The 23,690-nt window shown below is 73.3% G+C and carries 23 protein-coding genes and 1 tRNA gene; 15 read left to right on the top strand and 9 right to left on the bottom strand.

Annotated features, from left to right (window positions below; genetic code table 11):
• Nucleotides 1–33 precede the first annotated feature (33 nt).
• From eno to BN344_RS05860, 7 genes are all read left to right on the top strand, one after another.
• Nucleotides 34–1,314: a phosphopyruvate hydratase gene (gene eno / locus BN344_RS05890; protein ID WP_040337343.1), complete on the top strand. Its 1,281-nt coding sequence runs from the start codon at nucleotides 34–36 to the stop codon at nucleotides 1,312–1,314.
• A gap of 100 nt (nucleotides 1,315–1,414) precedes the next feature.
• Nucleotides 1,415–1,921 carry an FtsB family cell division protein gene (locus BN344_RS05885; RefSeq protein WP_231486514.1) on the top strand — a complete coding sequence of 169 codons (507 nt, stop codon included), beginning with the start codon at nucleotides 1,415–1,417 and terminating at the stop codon, nucleotides 1,919–1,921.
• Entirely contained in the window at nucleotides 1,918–2,421 is a 504-nt protein-coding gene (locus tag BN344_RS05880; RefSeq protein WP_040337341.1) for a DUF501 domain-containing protein, read from the top strand. The genes BN344_RS05885 and BN344_RS05880 overlap by 4 nt, the downstream gene beginning before the upstream one ends.
• Nucleotides 2,418–3,368 carry a Ppx/GppA phosphatase family protein gene (locus BN344_RS05875; protein ID WP_040337340.1) on the top strand — a complete coding sequence of 317 codons (951 nt, stop codon included), beginning with the start codon at nucleotides 2,418–2,420 and terminating at the stop codon, nucleotides 3,366–3,368. Before BN344_RS05880 ends, BN344_RS05875 begins: the two co-directional genes overlap by 4 nt.
• 2 nt (nucleotides 3,369–3,370) lie before the next feature.
• On the top strand, nucleotides 3,371–4,138 hold the full coding sequence (locus BN344_RS05870) for a uracil-DNA glycosylase (protein ID WP_197022239.1): 768 nt from the start codon (nucleotides 3,371–3,373) through the stop codon (nucleotides 4,136–4,138).
• A gap of 42 nt (nucleotides 4,139–4,180) precedes the next feature.
• A tRNA-Leu gene (locus tag BN344_RS05865) sits at nucleotides 4,181–4,254 on the top strand.
• Nucleotides 4,255–4,360: 106 nt separating this feature from the next.
• Nucleotides 4,361–5,173 (top strand): Bax inhibitor-1/YccA family protein, encoded by an 813-nt coding sequence (locus tag BN344_RS05860; protein ID WP_040337339.1) that lies wholly within the window; start codon nucleotides 4,361–4,363, stop codon nucleotides 5,171–5,173.
• A 146-nt stretch (nucleotides 5,174–5,319) separates the two neighbouring features.
• Here BN344_RS05860 and BN344_RS05855 read toward each other — a convergent pair whose 3' ends face one another.
• The 5 genes from BN344_RS05855 to BN344_RS05835 all read right to left on the bottom strand — a co-directional run bounded on the left by BN344_RS05855 (nucleotide 5,320) and on the right by BN344_RS05835 (nucleotide 12,180).
• Nucleotides 5,320–6,540, bottom strand: coding sequence for an acetyl-CoA C-acetyltransferase (locus BN344_RS05855; RefSeq protein WP_040337338.1), 1,221 nt, complete (start codon nucleotides 6,538–6,540; stop codon nucleotides 5,320–5,322).
• A gap of 135 nt (nucleotides 6,541–6,675) precedes the next feature.
• A complete protein-coding gene (locus BN344_RS05850) occupies nucleotides 6,676–7,695 on the bottom strand; it encodes an SGNH/GDSL hydrolase family protein (RefSeq protein WP_040337337.1) in 1,020 nt (339 codons plus the stop codon).
• 172 nt (nucleotides 7,696–7,867) lie between these two features.
• A complete protein-coding gene (locus tag BN344_RS05845) occupies nucleotides 7,868–8,689 on the bottom strand; it encodes an alpha/beta fold hydrolase (RefSeq protein WP_051515577.1) in 822 nt (273 codons plus the stop codon).
• A gap of 45 nt (nucleotides 8,690–8,734) precedes the next feature.
• The gene (locus BN344_RS05840) at nucleotides 8,735–10,723 is read right to left on the bottom strand and encodes a VWA domain-containing protein (protein WP_040337336.1); all 1,989 of its coding nucleotides are present in this window, start codon (nucleotides 10,721–10,723) and stop codon (nucleotides 8,735–8,737) included.
• Nucleotides 10,724–10,725: 2 nt separating this feature from the next.
• Nucleotides 10,726–12,180, bottom strand: coding sequence for a sigma 54-interacting transcriptional regulator (locus BN344_RS05835; protein ID WP_040338016.1), 1,455 nt, complete (start codon nucleotides 12,178–12,180; stop codon nucleotides 10,726–10,728).
• A gap of 61 nt (nucleotides 12,181–12,241) precedes the next feature.
• Between BN344_RS05835 and ilvA the strand changes: the two genes are divergently transcribed.
• The 4 genes from ilvA (at nucleotide 12,242) to BN344_RS05815 (ending at nucleotide 17,599) form a co-directional block, all read left to right on the top strand.
• A complete protein-coding gene (gene ilvA, locus BN344_RS05830; RefSeq protein WP_197022238.1) occupies nucleotides 12,242–13,456 on the top strand; it encodes a threonine ammonia-lyase in 1,215 nt (404 codons plus the stop codon).
• 133 nt (nucleotides 13,457–13,589) lie between these two features.
• A complete protein-coding gene (locus BN344_RS05825; protein WP_040337335.1) occupies nucleotides 13,590–14,591 on the top strand; it encodes a daunorubicin resistance protein DrrA family ABC transporter ATP-binding protein in 1,002 nt (333 codons plus the stop codon).
• Nucleotides 14,588–15,394: an ABC transporter permease gene (locus BN344_RS05820; RefSeq protein ID WP_040337334.1), complete on the top strand. Its 807-nt coding sequence runs from the start codon at nucleotides 14,588–14,590 to the stop codon at nucleotides 15,392–15,394. The genes BN344_RS05825 and BN344_RS05820 overlap by 4 nt, the downstream gene beginning before the upstream one ends.
• Nucleotides 15,395–15,541: 147 nt before the next feature.
• Nucleotides 15,542–17,599, top strand: a complete 2,058-nt coding sequence (locus BN344_RS05815; protein WP_040337333.1) for a M3 family metallopeptidase — start codon at nucleotides 15,542–15,544, stop codon at nucleotides 17,597–17,599.
• Between the two features lie 46 nt (nucleotides 17,600–17,645).
• On the opposite strand, the gene BN344_RS05810 is transcribed toward BN344_RS05815, so the two are convergent.
• Together BN344_RS05810 and greA are read right to left on the bottom strand one after the other, a co-directional pair.
• Nucleotides 17,646–17,978, bottom strand: coding sequence for an RNHCP domain-containing protein (locus BN344_RS05810; RefSeq protein WP_040337332.1), 333 nt, complete (start codon nucleotides 17,976–17,978; stop codon nucleotides 17,646–17,648).
• 7 nt (nucleotides 17,979–17,985) lie between these two features.
• Nucleotides 17,986–18,489, bottom strand: coding sequence for a transcription elongation factor GreA (gene greA, locus BN344_RS05805; RefSeq protein ID WP_081788380.1), 504 nt, complete (start codon nucleotides 18,487–18,489; stop codon nucleotides 17,986–17,988).
• A 246-nt stretch (nucleotides 18,490–18,735) separates the two neighbouring features.
• Between greA and mca the strand changes: the two genes are divergently transcribed.
• Together mca and BN344_RS05795 are read left to right on the top strand one after the other, a co-directional pair.
• Nucleotides 18,736–19,623: a mycothiol conjugate amidase Mca gene (gene mca / locus BN344_RS05800; RefSeq protein WP_040337331.1), complete on the top strand. Its 888-nt coding sequence runs from the start codon at nucleotides 18,736–18,738 to the stop codon at nucleotides 19,621–19,623.
• A complete protein-coding gene (locus tag BN344_RS05795; protein ID WP_040337330.1) occupies nucleotides 19,620–19,946 on the top strand; it encodes a hypothetical protein in 327 nt (108 codons plus the stop codon). The genes mca and BN344_RS05795 overlap by 4 nt, the downstream gene beginning before the upstream one ends.
• A 30-nt stretch (nucleotides 19,947–19,976) precedes the next feature.
• Here the strand turns inward: BN344_RS05795 and BN344_RS05790 are convergent, their stop codons facing one another.
• Nucleotides 19,977–20,564 (bottom strand): AMIN-like domain-containing (lipo)protein, encoded by a 588-nt coding sequence (locus BN344_RS05790; RefSeq protein ID WP_040337329.1) that lies wholly within the window; start codon nucleotides 20,562–20,564, stop codon nucleotides 19,977–19,979.
• 158 nt (nucleotides 20,565–20,722) lie between these two features.
• Between BN344_RS05790 and BN344_RS05785 the strand changes: the two genes are divergently transcribed.
• Nucleotides 20,723–21,973 carry a geranylgeranyl reductase family protein gene (locus BN344_RS05785; protein ID WP_040337328.1) on the top strand — a complete coding sequence of 417 codons (1,251 nt, stop codon included), beginning with the start codon at nucleotides 20,723–20,725 and terminating at the stop codon, nucleotides 21,971–21,973.
• 4 nt (nucleotides 21,974–21,977) lie between these two features.
• Here the strand turns inward: BN344_RS05785 and trhA are convergent, their stop codons facing one another.
• Complete coding sequence (gene trhA, locus BN344_RS05780; protein WP_040337327.1) at nucleotides 21,978–22,793, bottom strand: PAQR family membrane homeostasis protein TrhA; 816 nt, start codon at nucleotides 22,791–22,793, stop codon at nucleotides 21,978–21,980.
• A gap of 115 nt (nucleotides 22,794–22,908) precedes the next feature.
• Between trhA and BN344_RS05775 the strand changes: the two genes are divergently transcribed.
• On the top strand, nucleotides 22,909–23,688 hold the full coding sequence (locus BN344_RS05775; protein ID WP_040338013.1) for an isoprenyl transferase: 780 nt from the start codon (nucleotides 22,909–22,911) through the stop codon (nucleotides 23,686–23,688).
• Nucleotides 23,689–23,690: the final 2 nt, after the last annotated feature.

Below are 23,690 nucleotides of genomic sequence, written 5' to 3'. Positions count from 1 at the left end.
GACGACCGGGGAGCGGCTGGTTAGGCTGCTCCCGTGCCGAGCATCGATGCCGTAGGCGCGCGGGAGATCCTCGACTCGCGCGGAAACCCCACTGTCGAGGTCGAGGTCGCCCTCGACGACGGGACGATCGCCCGCGCGGCGGTCCCCAGCGGCGCCTCCACCGGCGCCTTCGAGGCGGTGGAACTCCGTGACGGAGGGAACCGCTACGGCGGCAAGGGCGTGACCAAGGCCGTCGACGGCGTCCTCGACGTCATCGGCCCGGAGCTGGTCGGGTACGAGGCCACCGAGCAGCGGCTCGTCGACCAGCGGCTGATCGACCTGGACGGCACGCCGGACAAGTCGCGCCTGGGCGCCAACGCCCTCCTGGGTGTCAGCCTCGCCGTCGCCCGGGCCGCGGCCGACTCCACCGGCCTCCCGCTGTTCCGCTACGTCGGCGGCCCCTCGGCGCACCTGCTGCCCGTGCCGATGATGAACATCCTCAACGGTGGCGCCCACGCCGACAGCAACGTCGACGTGCAGGAGTTCATGATCGCCCCGATCGGCGCGCCCACCTTCGCCGAGGCGCTCGCGATGGGCACCGAGACCTACCACGCGCTGAAGGCGGTGCTGAAGGGCCGCGGCCTGTCCACCGGCCTGGGCGACGAGGGCGGCTTCGCGCCTGACCTCCCGAGCAACCGGGACGCCCTGGACCTCATCGCCGAGGCGGTCGAGAAGGCCGGGTACTCGCTGGGCACGGACATCGCCCTCGCCCTCGACGTCGCGGCCACGGAGTTCCACGCCGACGGTTCCTACGACTTCGAGGGGCAGTCGCGGTCGGCGCAGTACCTGACCGACTACTACCGCGAGCTGGTCGACGCCTACCCGATCGTCTCGATCGAGGACCCGCTGGACGAGGAGGACTGGGAGGGCTGGATCGGGCTGACCCAGGCGCTCGGCGACCGCGTGCAGCTGGTCGGCGACGACCTGTTCGTCACCAACCCGACCCGCCTCGCCGACGGGATCGACCGCGGTGCCGCCAACGCGCTGCTGGTCAAGGTCAACCAGATCGGGACGCTCACCGAGACCCTGGACGCGGTCAACCTGGCCCACCGCAACGGGTACCGCAGCATGATGAGCCACCGCTCCGGCGAGACCGAGGACACCACGATCGCCGACCTCGCCGTCGCCACCGACTGCGGGCAGATCAAGACCGGCGCCCCGGCCCGCAGCGAGCGGGTGGCCAAGTACAACCAGCTGCTGCGCATCGAGGAGGAGCTCGACGACGCCGCGCGCTACGCCGGCGCCGCTGCCTTCCCCCGGCTGGCCCGGGGCTGACCGGACGCCGATGAGCAGCGTCCGCGGCCGACGGGGCGGGTCACCGCCCCCGGGACACCGCAGCAGCGCTCGCGTACCGCGGGTCCACACGACCCGGCCGGTGCGGACGGGGCTGCGCGCCGGGACGCCTCATCCGACCCGGCGTCCGGGGGAGCGCCGGGCAGCCCGCCGGCCCGCCCGCACGACGCCGGCTCCGGCCGCACGGCGTCGGCCGCTGTTCACCGGCCGGGCGGTCCTGCTCGTCTCGCTCGTCCTGCTGCTGGCGCTGACCCTCGCCGGGCCGGTCCGCCAGTACCTGGCCGGGCAGCAGGAGCTGGTGGAGCTCAGCGCGGAGGGGCAGGCCCTCGACCGGCGGGCGGCCGAGCTCGAGGAGCAGCTCCGGCGCCAGGACGACCCGGCGTGGACCGAGCGCCAGGCGCGCGAGCGGCTCACCTACGTGCTGCCCGGTGACCGGCTGATCGTCGTCGTCGACGGCGAGGCGGTGGAGGGCGACGCCGGCACCCTCTCCGATGCGGCCACGCCGCCGGTTCCGCAGACCTGGTACGAGGGGCTGCTGGAGTCGGTGGCCCGCGCCGACGGCGACCTGCCCGAGGAGCCCACCGAGTGAGCGAACCGATCAGCCCGGCCGACCGCGCCGTCGTGGAGCGGCAGCTGGGCCGGCCGCCGCGTGCGCTGGTCGGCGTCGCGCACCGCTGCCCGTGCGGACAGCCCGACGTCGTCGAGACCGCACCGCGCCTGGAGGACGGCACCCCGTTCCCGACGCTGTACTACCTGACCTGCCCGCGGGCGTCGGCAGCCGCCAGCCGGCTGGAGGCGGCCGGACGCATGCGCGAGTGGCAGGAGGAGCTCGGCACCGATCCGCAGCTCGCCGCCGGGTACCGCGCCGCGCACGAGGCCTACCTCGCCGAGCGGGACGCCAAGGACGTGCTGCCCACCCGGGCCACCGCCGGGGGCATGCCGGACCGGGTCAAGTGCCTGCACGCGCTGGCCGGGCACGCGCTGGCCGCCGGTCCGGGCGTGAACCCGATCGGTGACCGCGCCGTCGAGGGCATGGGGGAGTGGTGGGCCAAGGGCCCCTGCGCCCCGCCCGAGGGGGACGACGCGTGAGACGGGTCGCCGCCATCGACTGCGGGACCAACTCCATCCGACTGCTGGTGGCCGACGTGCCTCCGGTGGGCGGGCACGCCGACCTCGTGCGCCGCATGGAGGTGGTGCGCCTGGGCCAGGGTGTCGACGCCACCGGGAGGCTGGCCGCCGAGGCGATCGAGCGCACCCGCGTCGTGCTGGCCGAGTACGCCGCGACCGCGCGCGAGCTCGGTGCCGTGGACGTCCGCATGGTGGCGACCAGCGCCACCCGCGACGCGGCCAACCGTGCCGAGTTCGAGCAGATGGTGCTGACGACGCTCGGCCGGCTGCCGGACGTCGTCCCGGGGCGCGAGGAGGCCGAGCTGTCCTTCCTCGGTGCGACGGCGTCCCTCGAAGCGGCCGCGGCCGCACAGGGGAGTCCCGCACCACGCTCGCCTTTCCTCGTCGTCGACATCGGCGGTGGCTCGACGGAGTTCGTGCTCGGTGACGACGCCGGCCTGCGTGCTGCGCGCTCGGTGGACATCGGCTGCGTGCGGCTGACCGAGCGCCGGCTGCACGGGGACCCGCCGTCGCCTGCCGAGGTCGAGGCCACCGTCGCGGACATCCGGGCGGCCCTGGCGCTCGTGACCGCCGAGGTGCCGGTGGGGGAAGCCGCCACGCTGGTCGGGCTGGCCGGGTCGGTGACGACCGTGGCGGCGTTGGCGCTCGACCTGCCCGGCTACGACCCGCTCGCCATCCACGGCTCGCGGATCCCGGGGGCCGACGTGCGCCGGGTGAGCGACGACCTGCTCGCGATGCCGCGGGAGCAGCGGGCGGCCCTGCCGGTGATGCACCCCGGCCGGGTCGACGTCATCGGCGCCGGCGCCCTCATCCTGCGGGTGATCATGGACGAGTTCGGCCTCGACGAGGTCGTGGTGAGCGAGCACGACATCCTCGACGGCATCGCGCTGCGCCTCGCCAGGAGCTAGCCGTGGCGCTGGACGACGGGGGGTTCCCGGTCACCCGCACGCCTGCCGGAGTGGTGCGCTCTGCCCGGGCCACCCGGGACCTCGCCGTCCTCGACGAGCGGATCTCCGGTTGCTACGCCTGCCCCCGGCTCGTGGCCTGGCGGGAAGAGGTGGCGCGGGTCAAGCGGGCCTCGTTCCGCGACGAGGACTACTGGGGCCGGCCGGTGCCGGGGCTCGGGCCGGCCGACGCGCGCATCGCCGTCGTCGGGCTGGCGCCTGCCGCGCACGGCGGCAACCGCACCGGCCGGGTGTTCACCGGCGACCGCAGCGGGGACTGGATCTTCGCCGCGCTCTGGCGGGCGGGCCTCGCCAACCAGCCGACGTCCACCCACCTCGGCGACGGCCTCGAGCTCACCGACGTCCGGGTGGCCGCCTCCGTGCGGTGCGCCCCGCCGGCCAACGCGCCCACCCCCGAGGAGCGCGACACCTGCTCGCCGTGGTTGGCCCGCGAACTGGAGCTGCTGCCCCGGCTCCGGGTCGTCGTGGTGCTCGGCGGCTTCGGCTGGACGGCGCTGTGGCCGGTGCTCGCCGCCGCCGGCTACGCCGTGCCGCGGCCCCGGCCGGTGTTCGGGCACGGTGTTGAGGTGGAGCTGACCGGCCCACGCGGGCCGCTCACGCTGCTCGGCAGCTACCACGTCAGCCAGCAGAACACCTTCACCGGCAAGCTGACCGAGCCGATGCTCGACGCCGTGCTCTCACGGGCGACAGAGCTGGCCACGTCGGCCGGGTGAGCCCCGCCGCCAACTACCGTGCAGGCGTTCGCACCTCGGACAGCCCCCGTAGCCCAACAGGCAGAGGCAGGCCCCTTAAAAGGGTCCCAGTGTCGGTTCGATCCCGACCGGGGGCACGGCGGCGACACGCGGAACTACCTGGGGCGCCGCAGCGTTGACCAGACCGAGTGGAGTGCACCACCGTGTAGGCCACGACCCACAGGTCACCTCGAGGAGATGACAATGCCAAGCAACAACCCGGCGTTCCGGGGGCTCGGCGGCGCCGGCGGCGGCCAGCAGTACGCGGGCTGGGGCACTGCCCAGCAGCAGCCCGGCCAGTACGGCGCGCCCACGCAGGACCCCTATGCCGCTCCGTCGCCCTACGCGGCGACGACCACCAAGTACCTGACGATGGACGACGTCGTCACCAAGACGGGTCTGTCCTTCCTGGTCACGGTCCTGTCCGCCGCCGTCGTCTGGTCGCTCCCCGGTGACGCCGCGTGGGGTCTGGCCATGCCGGCCGTCCTCGTGGCGCTCGTGCTGGGCCTGGTGATCGCGTTCAAGCAGATCGCCAACCCGATCGCGACGCTGTCCTACGGCGCCCTCTACGGCGTCGCCCTGGGCGCGATCAGCGAGGCGTTCAACACCGTCTACCCGGGCATCGTCATGCAGGCGCTGATCGGCACGTTCGGTGTCTTCGGCGGCATGCTGATCGTCTACAAGACCGGCGCCATCCGGGTGACGCCCAAGCTGACCCGCTGGGTCCTCGGCGCGCTCGTCGGCGCCCTGGTGCTGATGGTCGTCAACTTCGTCGCCTACTTCTTCATGGACGACGGTCTCGGCATCCGCACCGACGGCCCGCTGGGCATCCTGTTCAGCGTCGTCATGATCGGCATCGCCGCGTTCCTGCTGCTGATGGACTTCGACATGGCCGACGAGGCCATCCGTCGCGGCGCCCCGGCGAAGTTCGCCTGGTACATCGCCTTCGGCCTGCTGCTCACCGTGATCTGGCTGTACATCGAGATCCTGCGGCTGCTCAGCTACCTGCGCGATTAACCTGACTCCCGCACCACTGACGGTGGCCCGGTCCCCTCGGGGGCCGGGCCACTGTCATGTCCGGAGCCGGTGCCCGAGAGGGCCGGCCCGGGAAGCACAGCGGCCCGGCCCCCGTGAGGGGGCCGGGCCGCTGTGTCAGCGCCGGATCAGGAGAGGCGCTCGATGATCATCGCCATGCCCATGCCGCCACCGACGCACATGGTCTCCAGCCCGAAGGTCTTGTCCCGGGTCTGCAGGCCGTTGATCAGCGTGCCGGTGATGCGCGCGCCGGTCATGCCGAACGGGTGGCCGACGGCGATGGCGCCACCGTTGACGTTCAGCTTGTCGATGTCGATGTTCAGGTCGCGGTAGCTGGGGATGACCTGAGCGGCGAAGGCCTCGTTGATCTCCACGAGGTCGATGTCGTCGATGCTCATGCCGGCCCGCTTGAGGGCCAGCTTCGAGGCGTCGACCGGGCCGTAGCCCATGATCTCCGGCGAGAGGCCGGTGACCGCGGTCGAGACGATGCGGGCCAGCGGGGTCAGGCCCAGCTCGGCGGCCTTGGTGTCGCTCATGACGACCACGGCGGCCGCACCGTCGTTGAGCGGACAGGCGTTGCCGGCGGTGGCGCGGCCGTCGGGGCGGAAGGCAGGCTTCAGGCCGGCCAGGCCCTCGACGGTGGTGCCGCGGCGGGGGCCGTCGTCCTGGCTGACGACGGTGCCGTCCGGCGTCGTGACGGGGGTGATCTCGCGGGCCCAGAAGCCGTTGTCGATCGACTCGACGGCGAGGTTCTGGCTGCGGGCGGCGAACTCGTCCATCTCCTGGCGGGAGACGTCCTTGAGCAGGGCCAGGTTCTCGGCCGTCTGGCCCATCGCGATGTAGACGTCGGGCAGAGCGCCGTTCTCGCGGGGGTCGGTCCAGCTGTCGGCGCCGCTCTCGGCGGCCTTGGCGGCCGTGGCCTGCGCGTCCTCGAACGCCGGGTTCTTCGTGTCCGGCAGCCCGTCGCTGTTGCCCTTCACGAAGCGCGACACCATCTCCACGCCCGCGGAGATGAAGACGTCGCCCTCGCCGGCCTTGATGGCGTGCATGGCCATGCGGGTGGTCTGCAGCGAGGAGGAGCAGTAGCGGGTGATCGTCGTGCCGGGCAGGTGGTCCATGCCCATGAGGACGCTGACGACGCGACCCATGTTGTAGCCCTGCTCGCCACCGGGGAGACCACAGCCGAGGATGAGGTCGTCGATGTCGCGCGGGTCCAGGGCCGGGACCTTGTCCAGGGCGGCCTTCACGATGGTGGCGGCGAGGTCGTCCGGGCGCAGGTCCTTCAGCGAGCCCTTGAAGGCGCGGCCGATCGGGGAGCGCGCGGTGGAAACGATGACTGCTTCGGGCATGGGTCCTCCACGATGAGGGGGTCCGGTCGCGGAATCGCCGGACGTGAGGTCACCCCTGAAGCTACCCCGGTCGTTTCTCCGGCTATGAGCCGCGGCACACGGCTGGGCCCGGTGTGGCCCGCATCACGGGGTGGGTCAGGGTGCGACCGGCTCCCGCTCGGCCTCCGCCGCCTCGGCGGGTGTCGGGATCTCCGGGGGACGACGGCGGCGCAGCAACGCCCAGCCACCGCGGGGCCCGACCGTCGACCCGTCGATCTCCGCGCTCTGCACCTCGGTGCCGGGCCGGCTGGCCGCCCGGGCCGCGGCGCTCGCGACGGGGCGCACGGAGTCTCGGTGCCGGGCACCGCGGCCGCGGTCGGCCGAGGCCGGCCAGACGCCCAGGGCATCGGCGACCGACGGCAGGATCACGGCGGCGGCGTGCGCGTAGCCCGCGGCGCTGGGGTGGAATTCGTCCCGGCTGAACAGCGAGCGGTCGGAGGCGAACGAGGGGCCGAGCACCGAGCCGAGCGAGACGGTGCGTCCGCCGGCCTCGACGACGGCGATGGTCTGCGCGGCCGCCATCTGCCTGCTCCAGCGGCGGGCGAGGGTGCGCAGCGGCTGCGCGATCGGCCGGATCGTGCCCAGGTCGGGGCACGTGCCGACGACGACCTCCGCGCCGGCCTCGGTGAGCCGGCGGACGGCGTCCCCGAGGTGGCGGACCGAGACCGCCGGCCTGGTCCGGCTGGTGACGTCGTTCGCGCCGATCATGATCAGCGCGACGTCGGGCGGGTCCTCGAGCGCGGCGTCGACCTGCTCGTCGAGCTGGGGTGACTTCGCGCCGGACACGGCCAGCCGGGTGAGCCGCACCGGCCGCTCGGCCAGTTCGGCCAGCGCCGCCGCGATGAGCACGCCCGGCGTCTCGGCCGCCCGGTCGACGCCGAGGCCGACGGCGCTGGAGTCGCCGAGAACGGTGAAGGAGATGGGCTTGCCGCGTCCGCGGCCGTAGATCCCGTCACCGGACGGCGGATCGGGCTGTCGATGGGCGTCGACGCGGCGGCGCGCGGCCCGCGCCTCCTCCCGGAGCAGTGCCACGAGGACGGCACCTGCCAGCCCGACCCCGCCGCCCCCGTAGGCGGCGCCGGTCGCCAGCCGTCGCGCTGTCGCCGCTCGGGTCACGGTGCCTCCGTCCGCTGGTCGCCGGGCCGTTGGTCCATCCTCACCGAGGTTATCGGCCTCCTCCGACGCAACCTGTGGCCTTCTCCCTCGCAGGTATGACCCAGTTCACACTGCCGGGCGGCCGGGACCGGCCGGTCGTGGACGTCCCCGTCGACCGGCGGGAAGCCGGGCCTCAGCGCGAGCCGGGCGCCTCCGACGAGCCCCTGACCTCGGCGGGGAGGTACCCGGCGAGCCGCTCGGCGAGGTCGGCGACCCGCCAGCGGTGCCCGGACCCCGGGATCTCCACCCGTTCGGCGCGGTGGAGGGACCGGACGAGCGACGCGGCGGCGTCGGCCATGAACGGGAAGGTGTCGGTCCCCAGGAGGACGACGGCCGGTGCGGTGACCGAGGCCCACAGCCGGCTCCTCGGCGCGGACTGCGTCCAGGCGAGTGCCTCGGCGTCGGCCTCGAGGGTGGCCGCCATGCGCTCGAAGAGCGGCCACCGCGGTCCGTCGCGCATGTCCCGGAACCACTCCGGCGGCATGCCGTCGGTGTACAGCCGCCAGACGCCCTCCGGGTCGCCGGCGGCCACGAGTTCGCGGACGGCGTCCAGGTACTCGGCGCCGTCGGTCCCGCACTCCGGGCCGAGGGGCACCTCCCAGAGGAACAGCCGCTCGATGCCGGGCAGGCGGGCGGCCGCGGCCAGGGCGATCGCGCCGCCGGAGGAGCTGCCGTACAGCCACGCACGCCCTCCGACTGCGTGCAGCAGCGCCTGCACCGCGGCGACCTCCCGGTCCAGGTCGAACGGCGGGTCGCCACCGCTGTCGCCCCGTCCGGGCCGGTCGGGGTGGAGGACGTCGAAACCGAGGTGGGCCAGGGCGGTGGTCAGCTCCCGGGTGTCCGGGTCGACGGCGCGGAACTGGCCGGCCCCGCCGACCAGGATCAGCGGCTGGCCGGAGCCCTCGCGGTCGAAGGCGATCCGGGTGCCGTCCGGAGCCCGCACGTAGTCGGTCATGTCGTGCAGACCGGCCGTGGCGCCGGAACTCAGCGCCCGCCGTCCTCAGCGGGCCCGGCGGCCCCGCCGGGTGCGCAGGTAGTCCGCGACGACGAACTCGCCGAGCCGGTCGCTGTCCGGGGTGAACACCCGTCCACCGGCTCGCTCGGTGAGGTCGTGCACGAAGTGCACCAGCCCCGGGTCGGGGTCGAGCGCGAACACGTTGACCGTGGCGCCCGACCGGGCCACCCGCTCCACCTCGGCGACCGTGCGGGCGATCGTCTCGGGCATCGGGGGCCAGCAGAAGAACGGCGTCCCGTCGTCCTCGAGGTGCGCCGTCGGCTCGCCGTCGGTCACCACCAGGACGACCGGCTCGGCGTCGTGGTGCTTCGCGAGGAAGCGTCGCGCCAGCATCAGTCCGTGCTGCAGGTTGGTGCCCTGGAGGGTGTCCACCGACAGCTCGGCGAGGGTCGACGGCGCCAGCACCTGAGCGGTCGAGGCGAACCCGATGATCTCGATGGCGTCCTGCGGGAAGCGCGTGGTGACCAGCGAGTGCAGCGCCATCGCCGTCGACTTCGCCGCACCCCAGGTGCCGCGCAGCGCCATGGAGTAGGACAGGTCGACCAGCAGCGCGACCGCCGCACCGGTGCGCCGCTCGGTCTCCACGACCTCGAAGTCCTCGACGGCGATGCGGACCCGGCGCTGGTGGTCGGTGCGGGGCTCGCCGGCGGTGCGCAGGACGGCGTTGCGCACGGTGCGCACGACGTCCAGCGGCTGCTCGTCGCCGAACCGCCACTCCCGGGAGCTCCCCGTGAGCTCGCCGGCGGCTCCGGCATCGGCGACGTCGTGCTCCCCGCGGCCCGTGGCGTCGAGCTGGGCGAAGACCCGCCGGAGCGCTGTCGCGCCGAGCCGGCGCACGGCCTTGGGGGAGAGCTCCAGCTTCCCGCCGGACCGGTTGAGGTAGCCCTGCCGCTCGAGCTCGGCCTCCATCTGCCGGAGGGCGGCGAGGTCGTCGACGGCGGGCCGGCCGAGGGCACGCTCCAGCAGTTCCTCGTCGATGTCGGCCAGCGAAGCGCCGGCGTAGCCCTGGGCGAGCTGGTTGGACAGGGCCTCGAGGTCGGCGAGCTCGGCCACGGCGGAGGTGGCGTCGCCCATGCCCAGTGACTGCTCCCCGTCGGGCACCTGGCCGCGCTGGCCCCACGGGAGGTCCGGGCGCGCCTGACGCAGGGCATCGGACAGGTGGGCCATCTCGCTGGCCAGGCCCATGTCCTCCATCGTCTGCGCCATCAGGTCGGCCAGTTCGGCCCGTTGCTCGGCGGACAGCCCGGCCATCATCCGCTGCTGCGCGGCGGCCCGCCGGGCCAGCGAGTCGATCAGCTCCTCGACCGTCCCCGGGTCGTCGGGGAAGAACTGGCCGTGCTTCTCCATGAAGTCGGCGAAGCGCTCGTCGGTGTCCTCGCCGCGGTTGTGCGCGTCGACGAGCTGGGAGAGGTCGGCGACCATGTCCTTGACCGCCTGCATGTCCTGCTCGCCGGCGTTCTGCAGGGCCTGCTTCATCGAGGAGAAGGAGCTGTCGAGCACCTCGCGACGGAGCAGGTCCTGGATCTGATCGTAGGCCTGCCGCGCCTCCTCCGACCGCCACTGCCAGTCCTTGAGCGCGCGCACCGCCCCGGCGGTGTCCTCGGGGAGCGCGTCGAGCTCTCCCTCGGCCAGCCGGGCGGCGTCGTCCGGGTCGGGGAAGAGCGCGCGGCGCTCGGCCTCCACCGCCCGGTCGAGCAGTTCCCGCACCTCCTGGAGCGTGCCGTCCATGCGGCCGGCGGTGCGCGCCTTGCGCAGCCGTTCGCGCACCGAGCGACGCAGCTCGTCCAGCCCGCGACGGCCCTCGGCGCCGCGCCGCAGGAGCTCGCGCATCGCCTCCCGGACCCCGCTGCCGCCGAGCACCGAGTCGCCGATCTCGTCGATGGCGTTGCCCAGGTCGTAGGGCGGGGCGAGGGGATCGGGCCCGCCGCGCCAGCGTCCGTAGCGGTACCCCCTGGGCGTGCGACCCCGCGTCACCGTCAGGCCCCGTAGATCGTGCGGCCGCCGTCGGTGTCCTTCGCCAGCCTGCGGGTCAGGTACAGGCCCTCCAGCGCGAACTCCACGGCCGCGGCCGCCTGCTCGGCGGACTGCTCGCCCTCGGGGACGCCGAGGCGGCCGAGGAGCTCGGCCAGCTTCGGGATCGTGCCCAGCTGGCCGAGGAGCGCCGGAGCGCTGACCAGCTCCCCGGACTCGACGGTCTCCCCGCCGGTGAAATGCTCCTGCAGACCGGTGAGGTCCAGCCCGGCGCACCGTGCGCGGAACGTCTGCGCCGTGGCCTGCCGGAGCAGGTGGTCGAGGATCTCCAGCTCGCGGTCGTCGTCGTTGTCGCTGCTGGCGTCGGCGAACTCGACCTTGCCGCGGCTGGCGGGCACCACGCTGGGCAGGTCGACCACGCGGGCCACGGGCCGGGTCTCCCCGGCGATCGCGGCCCGGCGGACGGCGGAGGCGGCCACGGTCTCCAGGCCGGCGATGGCGAAGCGAGCGCTGACGCCGGAGCGCTGGTCGACATGCGTGGACTCGCGGACCAGCCGGGTGAACCGGGCCACGATCTCGACCAGGTGCTCGGGGACCAGCGGAGCGCTCTGGGCGTCGCCGCCCAGCGCGGAGGTCTGCGCCTCCTGGTGCAGCAACCGGATCTCGTCGGCGAGCTCGATCGGGTAGTGGGTCCGCACCTCGGCGCCGAACCGGTCCTTGAGCGGGGTGATGATGCGGCCGCGGTTCGTGTAGTCCTCGGGGTTGGCGCTGGCGACGAGCAGCAGGTCCAGCGGCAGCCGCACGCGGTAGCCGCGGATCTGGATGTCGCGCTCCTCGAGCACGTTGAGCAGGGCCACCTGGATGCGCTCGGCGAGGTCGGGGAGCTCGTTGACGCTGAAGATGCCGCGGTTGGTGCGCGGGACCAGCCCGTAGTGCACCGTCTCGGGGTCCCCGAGCGTCCGGCCCTCGGCCACCTTGATCGGGTCGACGTCACCGATGAGGTCGCCGACGCTGGTGTCGGGGGTGGCCAGCTTCTCGCCGAAGCGCTCGCTGCGGTGCAGCCAGCCCACGGGGGTGTCGTCGCCGTGCTCGGCGATCCGGCGGTGCGCCCAGACGCTGATCGGCGCCAGCGGGTGCTCGTTGAGCTCGCTGCCGGCCAGCACCGGGGTCCACTCGTCGAGCAGCCCCACGAGCGTGCGGATCAGCCGGGTCTTGCCCTGCCCGCGCTCGCCGAGCAGGACGAGGTCGTGGCCCGCGATCAGGGCCCGCTCGACCTCGGGCAGGACGGTGTCCTCGAAGCCCACCATGCCCGGCAGGCTCGGCTCGCCGCGCCCGAGGCGGGCGAGCAGGTTGGCGCGGATCTCGGCCTTGACCGGCCGGGGGACGACGCCGCTCGCGCGAAGTTCGCCGAGCGTCGTGGCGGCGGGGGAGGGGGTGGTCGGTGCGGCAGTGTCCGTCACCCCGAACACGGTACGACGATCACGGCCGCGAGGGAGCCTCCGGAGCTGCCATGATCGCCGCATGGCCATGCCTCTGGTCCGGGCGGCGGACGTCGAGGCCGCCGCCGCGCTGCTCGAGGGCGTCGTCCGCCGCACGCCGCTGGAGCACTCGCGCGGCCTGGCCGACCGGGTCGGCGGCCCGGTGTGGCTCAAGTGCGAGAACCTGCAGCGGGCCGGATCGTTCAAGATCCGCGGTGCGTACACCCGGATGGCACGTCTGACCGTGTCCGAGCGCGCCCAGGGCGTCGTCGCCGCCAGCGCTGGCAACCACGCCCAGGGTGTCGCGCTGGCCGCGCGCCTGCTCGGCTGCGCGGCGACCGTGTTCATGCCGGAAACCGCGCCACTGCCGAAGATCGCCGCCACCCGCGCCTACGGCGCCGACATCCGGCTGGGCGGCCAGACGCTGGGCGAGGCGCTTCTCGCCGCCGCCGACCACGCCGAGCGCACCAGCGCGGTGTTCATCCACCCCTTCGACCACCCGGACGTGATCGCCGGACAGGGCACCGTGGGGCTCGAGCTGCTCGACCAGTGCCCCGACGTCGGCTCCGTGGTGGTCGCCACGGGCGGGGGAGGGCTGCTCTCGGGTGTCGCGACCGTCGTGAAGGAGCGCCGTCCCGACGTGCGCGTCGTCGCCGTCCAGGCCGAGGGGGCCGCGGCGTTCCCCGGCTCGCTCGCGGCCGGCCGGCCCGTCGCGCTGACGCAGACGGCCACGATGGCCGACGGGATCGCCGTCGCCGCTCCCAGCGAGCTCACGCTGGCGCACGCGCAGCGGCTGGTCGACGACGTGCGCACGGTCGGCGAGGAGGACCTGTCCCGGGCGCTGCTCTTCTGCCTGGAGCGGGCCAAGCTCGTGGTCGAGCCCGCAGGAGTGGCCGCCGTCGCCGCCGTCCTCGCCGACCCGGCCGCGTTCAGGCCACCGGTGGTCGCCGTGTTGTCGGGCGGCAACATCGATCCCCTGCTGCTGCTGAAGGTGGTGCAGCACGGCATGGCCGCTGCGGGGCGCTACCTGTCGCTGAAGGTGCGCGTCCCCGACCGCCCCGGGTCGCTGGCCGGGGTGCTGGCCGAGCTGGCGGCGATCGGCGCGAACGTGCTCGAGGTCGAGCACCAGCGGACGGAGACGCGGCTGCACCTGGGCGAGGTGGAGATCTTCGTCGTGCTCGAGACGCGCGGGCCCGCACACGCCGACGACGTTCTGGCGGCCCTGTCCTCCGCCGGGTACGCGGTGAGCGCCGGCTGAGCGCGCCCCACCGATGAGTTCCGGAGCGTCGCGCCGTCCACGCTCCCGTGCCTCGTCCTTCTTTCCCTGACGTCGTCAGCCCAGCGCGAAAAACACTCGGAAACTGTCGGTGCCCGGCCCTAGCGTTCCGCGCATGACCGACTCGATCGTCGTCGAGGGGCTGGTGAAGCGCTTCGGCGCCACCACCGCGCTCGACGGAGTGGACCTGACCGTGACCGAGGGCTCCGTGCTCGGGCTCCTCGGCCCCAACGGCGCCGGCAAGACCACGGTGGTGCGCATCCTGACGACGCTGCTCGAGGCCGACGAGGGGCGCGCTCAGGTGGCGGGCCTGGACGTGGTCCGCGACGCCGACGCGGTCCGGGCGGCCATCGGCCTCACCGGTCAGTACGCCGCCGTGGACGAGTACCTGACCGGCTTCGAGAACCTGGAGATGGTGGGCCGGCTCTACCGGCTGCCCAAGATCGAGGCGCGGAAGCGGGCGGGGGAACTGCTGGAGCGGTTCGACCTGGTGGCCGCCGCGAACCGGCCGGCGAAGACCTACTCGGGCGGCATGCGGCGCCGGCTGGACATCGCCGCCTCGCTGATCAACAACCCCCGGGTGCTCTTCCTGGACGAGCCGACCACCGGTCTCGACCCGCGCAGCCGGCTGGCCATGTGGGAGTTCATCGCGGAGCTCGCCGACGGTGGCACCACGATCCTGCTCACCACCCAGTACCTGGAGGAGGCCGACCGGCTGGCCGACCGGATGGTCGTCATCGACCGCGGCCGGGTCATCGCCCGCGGCACCGCCGACGAGCTCAAGGCCCAGGTCGGCGGTCAGCGGCTGGAGTTCACCGTCACCGATGCGACCGCCCTGCCGGGGATGGTCGAGGCGCTGCGGCCGCTGGCGGTCGACGAGCCGCTCGTCGACCTGGCCAGCCGGCGCCTCTCGATGCCGGTCAGCGGTGGCGCCGAGGTGCTGGCCGACGCGCTGCGCAGGCTCGACGGCTCCACCGCGCAGATCTTCGACGTCGGTCTGCGCCGCCCCGACCTCGACGACGTCTTCCTCGCCCTCACCGGCCACGCCGCCGAGGAGGTCGCCACCGACGACGAGGAGCCGCACGAGGCGCCCGTCCCGACCGGAGGAGCTCGATGAGCGCCCTGTCCGCGACGCTGTCCGACAGCGTCGTCATCACCAAGCGCAACCTGATCAAGGTCAAGCGCGTGCCCGACCTGATCGTGTTCGCCACCCTGTCGCCGATCATGTTCGTGCTGCTGTTCCGCTACGTGTTCGGCGGGGCGATCAACCTGCCGGACGGCATCAACTACGCCGAGTTCCTGCTGCCGGGCATCTTCGCGCAGACGGTCGTCTTCGGGTCCACGGTCACCGGCGCCTCGATCGCCGAGGATTTGCAGAAGGGGCTGATCGACCGGTTCCGGTCGCTGCCGATGTCCCGCGCGGCGGTGCTCATCGGCCGGACCGTCGCCGACGCCGGGCTCAACGTCATCTCGATCACGGTGATGGCGCTGACCGGGCTGGCGGTCGGCTGGCGGATCAACTCGTCGGTGATCGAGGCGATCGGCGGATTCCTGCTGCTGCTGGTCTTCGCCTACGCGATCAGCTGGCTGATGGCCATGGTCGGCCTCCTGGTGCGCACGCCGGAGGTGGTGAACAACGCCAGCTTCATGGTCATCTTCCCGCTGACCTTCGCGTCGAACGCCTTCGTGCCCCTGGAGTCCTTCCCGTCCGTGCTGCGGGTCTTCGCGGAGTGGAACCCGGTGTCCACCGTGGTCCAGGCGGCGCGGGAGCTGTTCGGCAACACCGTGCCGGGAGCCCCCGTGTCCGACGCCTGGCCGCTGCAGAACCCGGCGCTGTACACGCTGCTGTGGACGGCGATCATCCTGGCGGTGTTCGTGCCGCTGTCGGTGCGCGCCTACCGCCGCACGGCCGGCCGCTGACCGTCTCGGATCTCGGACTGAGCTGACGACGGTCGTGCCGAGTGGGGCCCGGAGGGCTCCGCGCAGGTGCGACGAAACGGCTCAGCTCAGCCCGGGGACGGCTCCTGGTTGCGGTGCGATCCGGAGGATCGCGGTTCAATAGCGGCGATGAGCGCCGCCGACACCGCACCGGTGACCCCCGCCAATCCGCTGTTCTGCCCCTCGCCGCTGCCGTTCGGGCTGCCGCAGTTCGGGCAGATCACCCCCGAGCACTGCCGGGAGGCGCTGCTCGCCGGGATGTCCGAGCAGCGTGCCGAAGTGGCGCTGATCGTCGCGGCGCCGGAGCCGCCGGACTTCGAGAACACCGTCGTCGCACTGGAGCGGTCCGGCCGCCTGCTCGCGCGGGCGTGGAGCGTCTTCGGCAACCTCGTCTCGTCGGTCTCCTCACCGCGGCTCCGGGAGATCGAACGGGAGATCGCGCCGCTGGCCGCGGCCCACTCCGACGCCCTCCGGCTGGGCCCGGCACTCTTCGGGCGCATCGCCGCGGTCCACGCGGCCCGGCACGACTCGGGGCTCGATGACGAGTCGGTCCGCCTGGTGGAGCGCTACCACCTGGACTTCGTCCTGGCCGGCGCCCAGCTCGACGAGGCGGGGCGGGCCCGGCTCACCGAGCTCAACCAGGAGCTGTCGGGCCTGTCGACGACGTTCGGGCAGAACCTCCAGCTGGCCTCGGAGGCGGCCGCCGTGCACGTCACCGATGCCGCCCAGCTGGAGGGCCTGAGCGCCGAGGAGATCGCCGCGGCCGCCACTGCGGCCGGGGAGCGCGGGGTCGAGGGCTGGATGCTGCCGCTGCTGCTGCCCACCCGGCAGCCGGTGCTGTCCAAGCTCCGGAACCGGGAGCTGCGCCGCCGGGTGCACGAGGCCTCGGTGAGCCGGGCCTCGGCCGGTGAGCACGACAACGGGCCGGTGGCGGTACGCATCGCGGAACTGCGGGCCGAGCGGGCCCGGCTGCTCGGGTTCGACACCCATGCCGACCTGGTGCTGGCCGACCAGACCGCCCGCACCACCGAGGCGGTCGACGCGATGCTCGCCTCCATGGTTCCGGCGTCGGTGGCCAACGCGGAGGCCGAGGCCGCGGTGCTGGCCGAGGCGGCCGCCCGGGACGGGGTGGAGCTGGCCCCCTGGGACTGGGCGTTCTACAGCGAGCAGGTGCGGGCGGAGCGCTACGCCGTCGACACCGCGGCTCTGCGGCCGTACTTCGAACTGGACCGCGTGCTGACCGACGGCGTCTTCCACGCCGCCGAACTGCTCTACGGCTTCCGGTTCACCCCGCGCCCCGACCTGGCCGGGTACCACCCCGACGTGCGGGTCTGGGAGGTCGCCGACGCCGATGGCACCGCGGTGGGGCTCTACCTCGGCGACTTCTTCGCCCGTGAGGGGAAGCGTGGCGGCGCCTGGATGAACTCGTTCGTGACCCAGTCGCGCCTGCTCGGGACATCACCGGTGGTCGTGAACAACCTCAACGTCTCGCGTCCGCCCGCCGGACAGCCCGCGCTGCTGACGCTGGACGAGGTCGACACGCTGTTCCACGAGTTCGGGCACGCGCTGCACGGGCTCAGCTCGTCGGTCACCTACCCGCGGTTCGCCGGCACCAGCGTTCCGCGCGACTTCGTGGAGTTCCCCAGCCAGGTCAACGAGATGTGGGCGATGTGGCCGGAGGTGCTGGCCCACTACGCGCGGCACGTCGAGACCGGCGAGCCCATCCCGTCCTCGGTGGTGGAGGCGATCGAGGCAGCCCGGTTGTGGGGCGAGGGGTTCGCGACGCTGGAGTACCTGGCGGCCACGCTGCTCGACCAGGCCTGGCACCGGATCACGCCGGACACCGAGATCGGCGACCCGGTGGAGTTCGAGCGGGTCGCGCTGGAGAAGGCCGGCGTCGCCTCGGAGCTCGTGCCACCCCGGTACCGGACGACGTACTTCAACCACGTCTTCGCCGGTGGCTACTCGGCCGGCTACTACTCCTACATCTGGTCCGAGGTGCTCGACGCCGACACCGTGGAGTGGTTCAAGGAGAACGGCGGCCTGCGCCGCGAGAACGGTGACGCCTTCCGGCAGCGGTTGCTCGCCGTCGGCGGCTCGGTGGACCCGCTCGCCGCCTTCCGCGCCGTCCGCGGCCGGGACGCCGATCCCGGTCCGCTCCTGCGCCGTCGCGGCCTGGCCGCCTAGCCGCTCCCGGCAAGCGATCAGGGCCAGGCGCCGGTCCGACGCCGCGTCACAGCCACGGAAGGGACAGCACCAGGTCGAGGTCGTCGGGGGCGTCGCCGTCGCGCACGAGCCGGTTGGGCTGGCGGTGGCCGCACGCCGTGCAGCGGTGCACCACCTGCCAGCCCTTGCCGGACTTCTCCACCAGGCCGATCGGCTCCATCGGCTGCCGGCACTCGCTCGCGCGGTCGCCGGGCAGGTCGTCGACGTGCAGCGACCACAGGCAGTACGGGCAGTGGTTCCGGTAGTGCCCGTCGGTGTTCGCCGGCACCGGAGCCGTGCAGTGCACGCACGGGAAGCCGGTGTTCTCCGCGCGTCGGGAGCGGCCGCGAGGTGCGGTCACCGAACGGTCAGGGGACGAACGGCTCGATGCCGACGACCTCGACGGTGATGTCCCGGCCGTTCGGCGCCTGGTAGGTGACCTTCTTGCCGGGCTTCGCGCCCATGATCGCCGCACCCATCGCCGACTCGGGGGAGTAGACCGTGAGGTCCGTCGTCCCGGCGATCTCGCGCGAGCCGAGGAGGAACTTCTCCGTGTCGTCGTCACCGGCGAACTTCACGGTGATGACGGTCCCGGTGACGGCGTGGGTGACCTTGGTCGGGGGCTCGCCCACCTGTGCCTTGCGCAGCAGGTCGGTCAGCTGCCGGATCCGGCCCTCCTGCTTCCCCTGCTCGTCCTTGGCGGCGTGGTACCCGCCGTTCTCCTTGAGGTCGCCCTCTTCACGACGGGCGTTGATCTCGGCGGCCATCTCCGGGCGGTTCGCCACCAGCTGGTCGAGCTCGGCCTTCAGCCGGTCATAGGCGTCCTGGGTCAACCAGATGCCCTGGTCCTGCTCGTCAGTGGGGGTGGACACGACGTACTCCTGAAACTCGGGAGGCCGCCCCCGAACGGGGACGGCCGTGGGTCGCTCCGGTCAAGCTAACACCGGTGAGTGACCGGATGCACGGATCCGGGGAGTCGCTCCGGGGATACGAGACCGCACCGGTCCCGACGTGACGACGTGCACAACCAGCTCCTCCGCGGCGCTGAGCCGGCCCCTTCCGGAGCGGGTGCCGGGGCGTGTCACCGGCGCCCGCGGCCGTCGGGGGACAATGCACCGGTGACCCGACCCGACCAGCTGCGCCTGCTCGCCGTGCACGCCCATCCGGACGACGAGTCGAGCAAGGGCGCCGCCACCATGGCCAAGTACGTCGCCGAAGGCGTGCAGGTGATGGTGGCCACCTGTACCGGCGGCGAGCGCGGTTCCGTGCTCAACCCGGCGATGGACCGCCCCGAGGTGTGGGAGCGACTGCCCCAGATCCGGGCCGAGGAGATGGACAAGGCGCGCGAGATCCTCGGCGTCGAGCAGGAGTTCCTCGGTTTCGTGGACTCCGGGCTGCCCGAGGGCGACCCGCTGCCGCCGCTGCCCGAGGGGTGTTTCGCCCTGGTGCCGCTCGAGGAGGCAGCAGCTCCGCTCGTGGCGCTGATCCGCCGGTTCAAGCCGCAGGTCCTCACCACCTACGACGAGCGGGGCGGCTACCCGCACCCCGACCACATCAAGACGCACGAGATCTCGATGTACGCCTTCGATGCGGCGGGCGACCCCGACCGGTACCCGGAGCTCGGAGAACCGTGGCAGCCGAGCAAGCTCTACTACCACATGACCTTCACGCTCCCGCGCACGAAAGCGCTGCACGAGGCGATCCTGGCCACGGGTGCGGAGTCCCCGTACACCGAGTGGCTGGCCAACTGGGACCCCGCCCGCGACATCTCCCACCGGGTGACCACGCGGGTCCCCTGCAGCGAGTACTTCGGGGTCCGGGATGCCGCCCTGATCGCGCACGCCACGCAGATCGACCCGCTGGGCCGCTGGTTCGCCTGCCCGCTGGAGACCCAGCAGCAGGTGTGGCCGACCGAGGACTACGAGCTCGCCCGGTCGCTGGTCGACGTCCCGGTGCCGGAGGACGACCTGTTCGCCGGCCTGCGCAGTGAGGTGGGAGTCCGATGAGCACCGGTTGGGGAACGCTCCTCGCCGTCGAGGAGCAGCTGCCGGAGGACATCGGCAAGTCCGGCCCCTTCGGGCTGCTGCTGATCGTCGTGCTGCTGATCGCGGTCGTGCTCCTGGTGCGGTCGATGTCCGGGCACCTGAAGAACCTGCCGCCCAGCTTCGACCCCGCCGACGACGTCCCGCGGGTGCCCGACTCGCCCGCCGGGCTCGTCGAGCGGAGGCCGGGCGGGGAGGTCCTCGACGACCTGCGGAGCCGTCCGCTGGCCATCGAGCCGCCGCGGGACGACGACGGACGGCCGGACGGCTCCGCCGGTCGGGTCTGACCCGGCCGGGCCCGACCCGGCCGGCCGAGGTCACCAGATGTGGCCGACGTCGATCACCAGTCGCACGGCCCGGTCGTCGCCGGGTTCGCCCAGCAGGGTGAAGACACGGAACGGCAGGTGCGCCCGGACTCCCAGGCCGATGCTGGTCTGCCCCTCGAAGGAGCCGGCCCAGGCGACCTGCCGGAAGGTCTCGAAGGAGCTGACGTCGACGACCTCCGCGTGGTCCGGCGCATAGGTGGGCCGTCCGCGGTCGTCGTATGCCGGCGCGCCGACCAGGATGCGCAGGGTCGCGCCCCCGCGCAGCGGCACGTCGGCACCCGAGCCCTGTTCCGACACCTCGCTGACGTAGCGGACGTCGTAGGTCGGTGCCCGGTCCGCGGGTCCGCGCAGGTCGATGACCAGGCGGTCGAAGCAGACGTGCCGGCCGGCGCGCACGTCGGTGAGGACCTCCGGGGCCGTGGACATGGGCTGCGCCTCGGGCAGCGACCCCCAGACCTGTCCGCAGAACGGCTGATCGCCGGTACGTGTCGGCGATGCCTGGGCCGGGCCGGTCAGCAGGCCGGCGGTGAGCAGGGCGCCGGCGATCGCCGTCAGGAACCGTCTGCCTGGTCGCTCCATGACTACCTCCCACAGGCCCCGTGCGTCGCTGATGTCGTCGTCAGTACCCCGTCCGGGCGCCGCGGTGCTGAAGCCACAGCACCGTCACGAAGCCGTCATGCGGTCCGGGATCGGGTGGCCGCACGAGCGACGCCGGGCCGGCCAGGGAGACTGGTCCCGTGCCCGTCGATGCCTTGCCAGTGACGACCGACGTCCTCGTGGTCGGGGCGGGTCCCGCCGGCTCCGCGGCCGCCGCGTGGGCCGCGCGCGAGGGGCGGGACGTCGTCCTCGCGGATGCCGCCGTCTTCCCGCGCGACAAGACCTGCGGTGACGGCCTGACCCCGCGGGCGATCGCCGAGCTCGACCTGCTCGGGCTGGGCGACTGGGCGCGTTCGAAGGCGCGCAACCGGGGCCTGCGGGCGGCGGGGTTCGGCCGTGAGTGGCAGCTGCCCTGGCCGGGTGGCGCCTTTCCGGACCACGGCAGCGCGGTGCCCCGCACCGAGCTCGACGCCCGGATCCGGCAGGTGGCGCTGGACGCGGGGGTGAGCCCGATGGACGGCGCCCGCGCGATCGACGTCGAGCGCGACGGCGCGCAGGTCCGCGGGGTGGTGTTCGAGCACGCTGATGGCGCGCGGTCCACCGTGGCCTGCCGGCGCCTCGTCGTCGCCGACGGGGTGCGCTCGCCGCTGGGCCGCGTGCTCGGTCGCGCATGGCACCGGGACACCGCCTACGGGGTCGCGGCCCGCAGCTACGCCCGCTCGGGGCGCAGCGACGACGAGTGGATCAGCTCGCACCTGGAGCTGCGCGGCACCGAGGGGGAGCTGCTCTCCGGTTACGGCTGGGTGTTCCCGCTGGGCCGGGAGGCCGGCGAGGTGAACCTCGGGGTCGGCACGCTCGCGACCTCGCGCCGTCCGGCCGGGGTGCAGCTGAAGTCGTTGCTCGAGTTCTACGCCGAGAGCCGCCGCGAGGAGTGGCAGCTGGACGGCGCCGTCCGCGACGTCACCTCGGCGCTGCTGCCCATGGGTGGGGCGGTGTCCGGCGTGGCCGGGCGCAACTGGGCCCTGATCGGGGACGCCGCCGGCTGCGTGAACCCGCTCAACGGCGAGGGCATCGACTACGGGCTCGAGACGGGCCGGTCGATCGCCGGGATGCTGGACGAGCCGGACTGGTCGGCGGCGTGGCCGGCCACGCTCCGGCGGCACTACGGCGAGGCCTTCTCCATCGCCCGCCGGCTGGCCGGGCTCCTCACCTTGCCTCGTCTGCTTCCCGCCGCCGGCCCCGTGGGCATGCGCTCCCGCCCGCTGATGACCGTGGCGCTGCGGGTGATGGGCAACCTGGTCACCGACTCCGACCGCGACCTCACCGCACGGCTGTGGCGCGCCGCGGGGCGGCTCTCGGTCCGGCTGGACGACCGCCCGCCGTTCAGCTGACCCGTCAGTTGAAGGGCGAGTTGTACATCGCGAAGTAGACCGCGATGTAGTGGCAGATCGCGGCCACGACGGTCATGGCGTGGAAGACCTCGTGGTAGCCGAAGGTGCCCGGCCAGGGGTCCGGCCGCTTGATGCCGTAGGCGATCCCACCCAGGGTGTAGAGCACGCCGCCGGCCGCGAGCAGCACCAGCGAGGTGACGCCCGCGAAGTGCAGGATGTCGGTCAGCACGAAGACCGCGACCCAGCCGAGCGCGATGTAGAGCGGGACGCCCACCCAGCGGGGAGCCGTCGGCCACGTCATCTTCAGGGTGACCCCGCCGAGCGCGCCCGCCCAGACGACGGCGAGCACCAGGAAGCCCGTGGCCTCGTCGACGGCCAGCAGCGCGAAGGGCGTGTACGTGCCGGCGATGAACAGGAAGATCATGGAGTGGTCGAGACGCTTCATGAGCCGCCAGCCGCGCGGTGACCAGCGACGGCGGTGGTAGAGGGCGCTGACGCCGAACAGTCCGCAGATGGTCAGGCAGTACACCGTGACCGAGATGCCGGCCCGCGCGCTCTCCACGTAGGCCAGCGGGATGAGCACGGCGCTGGAGACGATGGCGCCGAAGAACGAGAACAGGTGCAGCCAGCCGCGCATGCGCGGCCGGGTGTCGGGGTGGTTCCAGTCCCTGTCCCCGAAGTCCTCGGCGGTCCACTCGTGCTCGACGCGCTCGCCTTCACCCAGGACGGTGGCGACCGCCTGTGCGCGGGGGGCCTCCAGCTCCGCGCTGTCGGCCTCCACCCGGACGGATTCGTTCGGGGATGGGGAGGGGCGGCTCATGGCCCGAGGTTACGGAGCCGTAGGTGCGGCGTCATCCCGGCGGCCTGTGAGCTTGCTGCCACCGGTGCTCCGGGGGTGCCTGCCGGAGCCCCGGCAGGGGCCTAGGGTGACCCGCGTGGGGTTGCGCCAGACGGTCCGGGACGGTCTCACCCGGATCTACGAGCGTCGGCTCGCTCGCGCACTGGTGGGGGCGGACGTCCCGCGCCACGTCGGCGTGATCATCGACGGCAACCGGCGCTGGGCGCGCGCGATCGGCCTCGAGGACGTCAACGCCGGGCACCGAGTCGGTGCGGACAAGATCGTGGACCTGCTGCGCTGGTGCGACGAGGCCGGTGTCGAGGTGGTCACCCTCTTCCTGCTGTCGACCGACAACCTCCAGCGGCCCGAACCAGAGCTCACCCCGCTGCTGCGGATCATCGAGGGCGTCGCCTGCGACCTCGCCGGACCGGGGCGGAACTGGCAGCTGCGGGCCGTCGGTGCCCTGGAACTCCTGCCGGCCGAGACGGTCGCCGTCCTCAAGGAGGCCGAGGAGGACACCCGCGACCGGCCGGGTGCCAGCGTGAACCTCGCCGTCGGATACGGCGGGCGGCGGGAGATCGCCGACGCCGTCCGCTCGCTGCTCGCCGAGCACGCCGGGCGGGGGACGACGCTGCCCGAGCTCGTGGAGCAGTTCGACGTCGAGCACATCTCCGAGCACCTCTACACCCGCGGCCAGCCCGACCCCGACCTGGTCATCCGCACCAGCGGGGAGCAGCGGCTGTCGGGGTTCCTGCTGTGGCAGACGGCGCACTCGGAGTTCTACTTCACCGACGTGTACTGGCCGGACTTCCGCCGGGTGGACTTCCTGCGCGCGCTGCGCGACTACTCGGCCCGGCACCGCCGCTTCGGCGGGTAGCC

It is taken from the genome of Candidatus Blastococcus massiliensis AP3, assembly GCF_000582785.1.
Lineage (GTDB): Bacteria > Actinomycetota > Actinomycetes > Mycobacteriales > Geodermatophilaceae > Blastococcus > Blastococcus massiliensis.
Note: the sequence above shows the minus strand (reverse complement) of the source record. Positions and strands in the feature narration are given on the sequence as shown.

Bases quoted from the DNA above. Each gene is read 5' to 3' on its own strand.
- BN344_RS05790 (WP_040337329.1), bottom strand. From the start codon at position 20,564: ATGGAGCGACCAGGCAGACGGTTCCTGACGGCGATCGCCGGCGCCCTG.
- BN344_RS05815 (WP_040337333.1), top strand. From the start codon at position 15,542: ATGAGCGCCGCCGACACCGCACCGGTGACCCCCGCCAATCCGCTGTTC.
- BN344_RS05825 (WP_040337335.1), top strand. From the start codon at position 13,590: ATGACCGACTCGATCGTCGTCGAGGGGCTGGTGAAGCGCTTCGGCGCC.
- BN344_RS05855 (WP_040337338.1), bottom strand. From the start codon at position 6,540: ATGCCCGAAGCAGTCATCGTTTCCACCGCGCGCTCCCCGATCGGCCGC.
- ilvA (WP_197022238.1), top strand. From the start codon at position 12,242: ATGGCCATGCCTCTGGTCCGGGCGGCGGACGTCGAGGCCGCCGCCGCG.
- BN344_RS05820 (WP_040337334.1), top strand. From the start codon at position 14,588: ATGAGCGCCCTGTCCGCGACGCTGTCCGACAGCGTCGTCATCACCAAG.
- BN344_RS05845 (WP_051515577.1), bottom strand. From the start codon at position 8,689: ATGACCGACTACGTGCGGGCTCCGGACGGCACCCGGATCGCCTTCGAC.
- BN344_RS05795 (WP_040337330.1), top strand. From the start codon at position 19,620: ATGAGCACCGGTTGGGGAACGCTCCTCGCCGTCGAGGAGCAGCTGCCG.
- BN344_RS05860 (WP_040337339.1), top strand. From the start codon at position 4,361: ATGCCAAGCAACAACCCGGCGTTCCGGGGGCTCGGCGGCGCCGGCGGC.
- trhA (WP_040337327.1), bottom strand. From the start codon at position 22,793: ATGAGCCGCCCCTCCCCATCCCCGAACGAATCCGTCCGGGTGGAGGCC.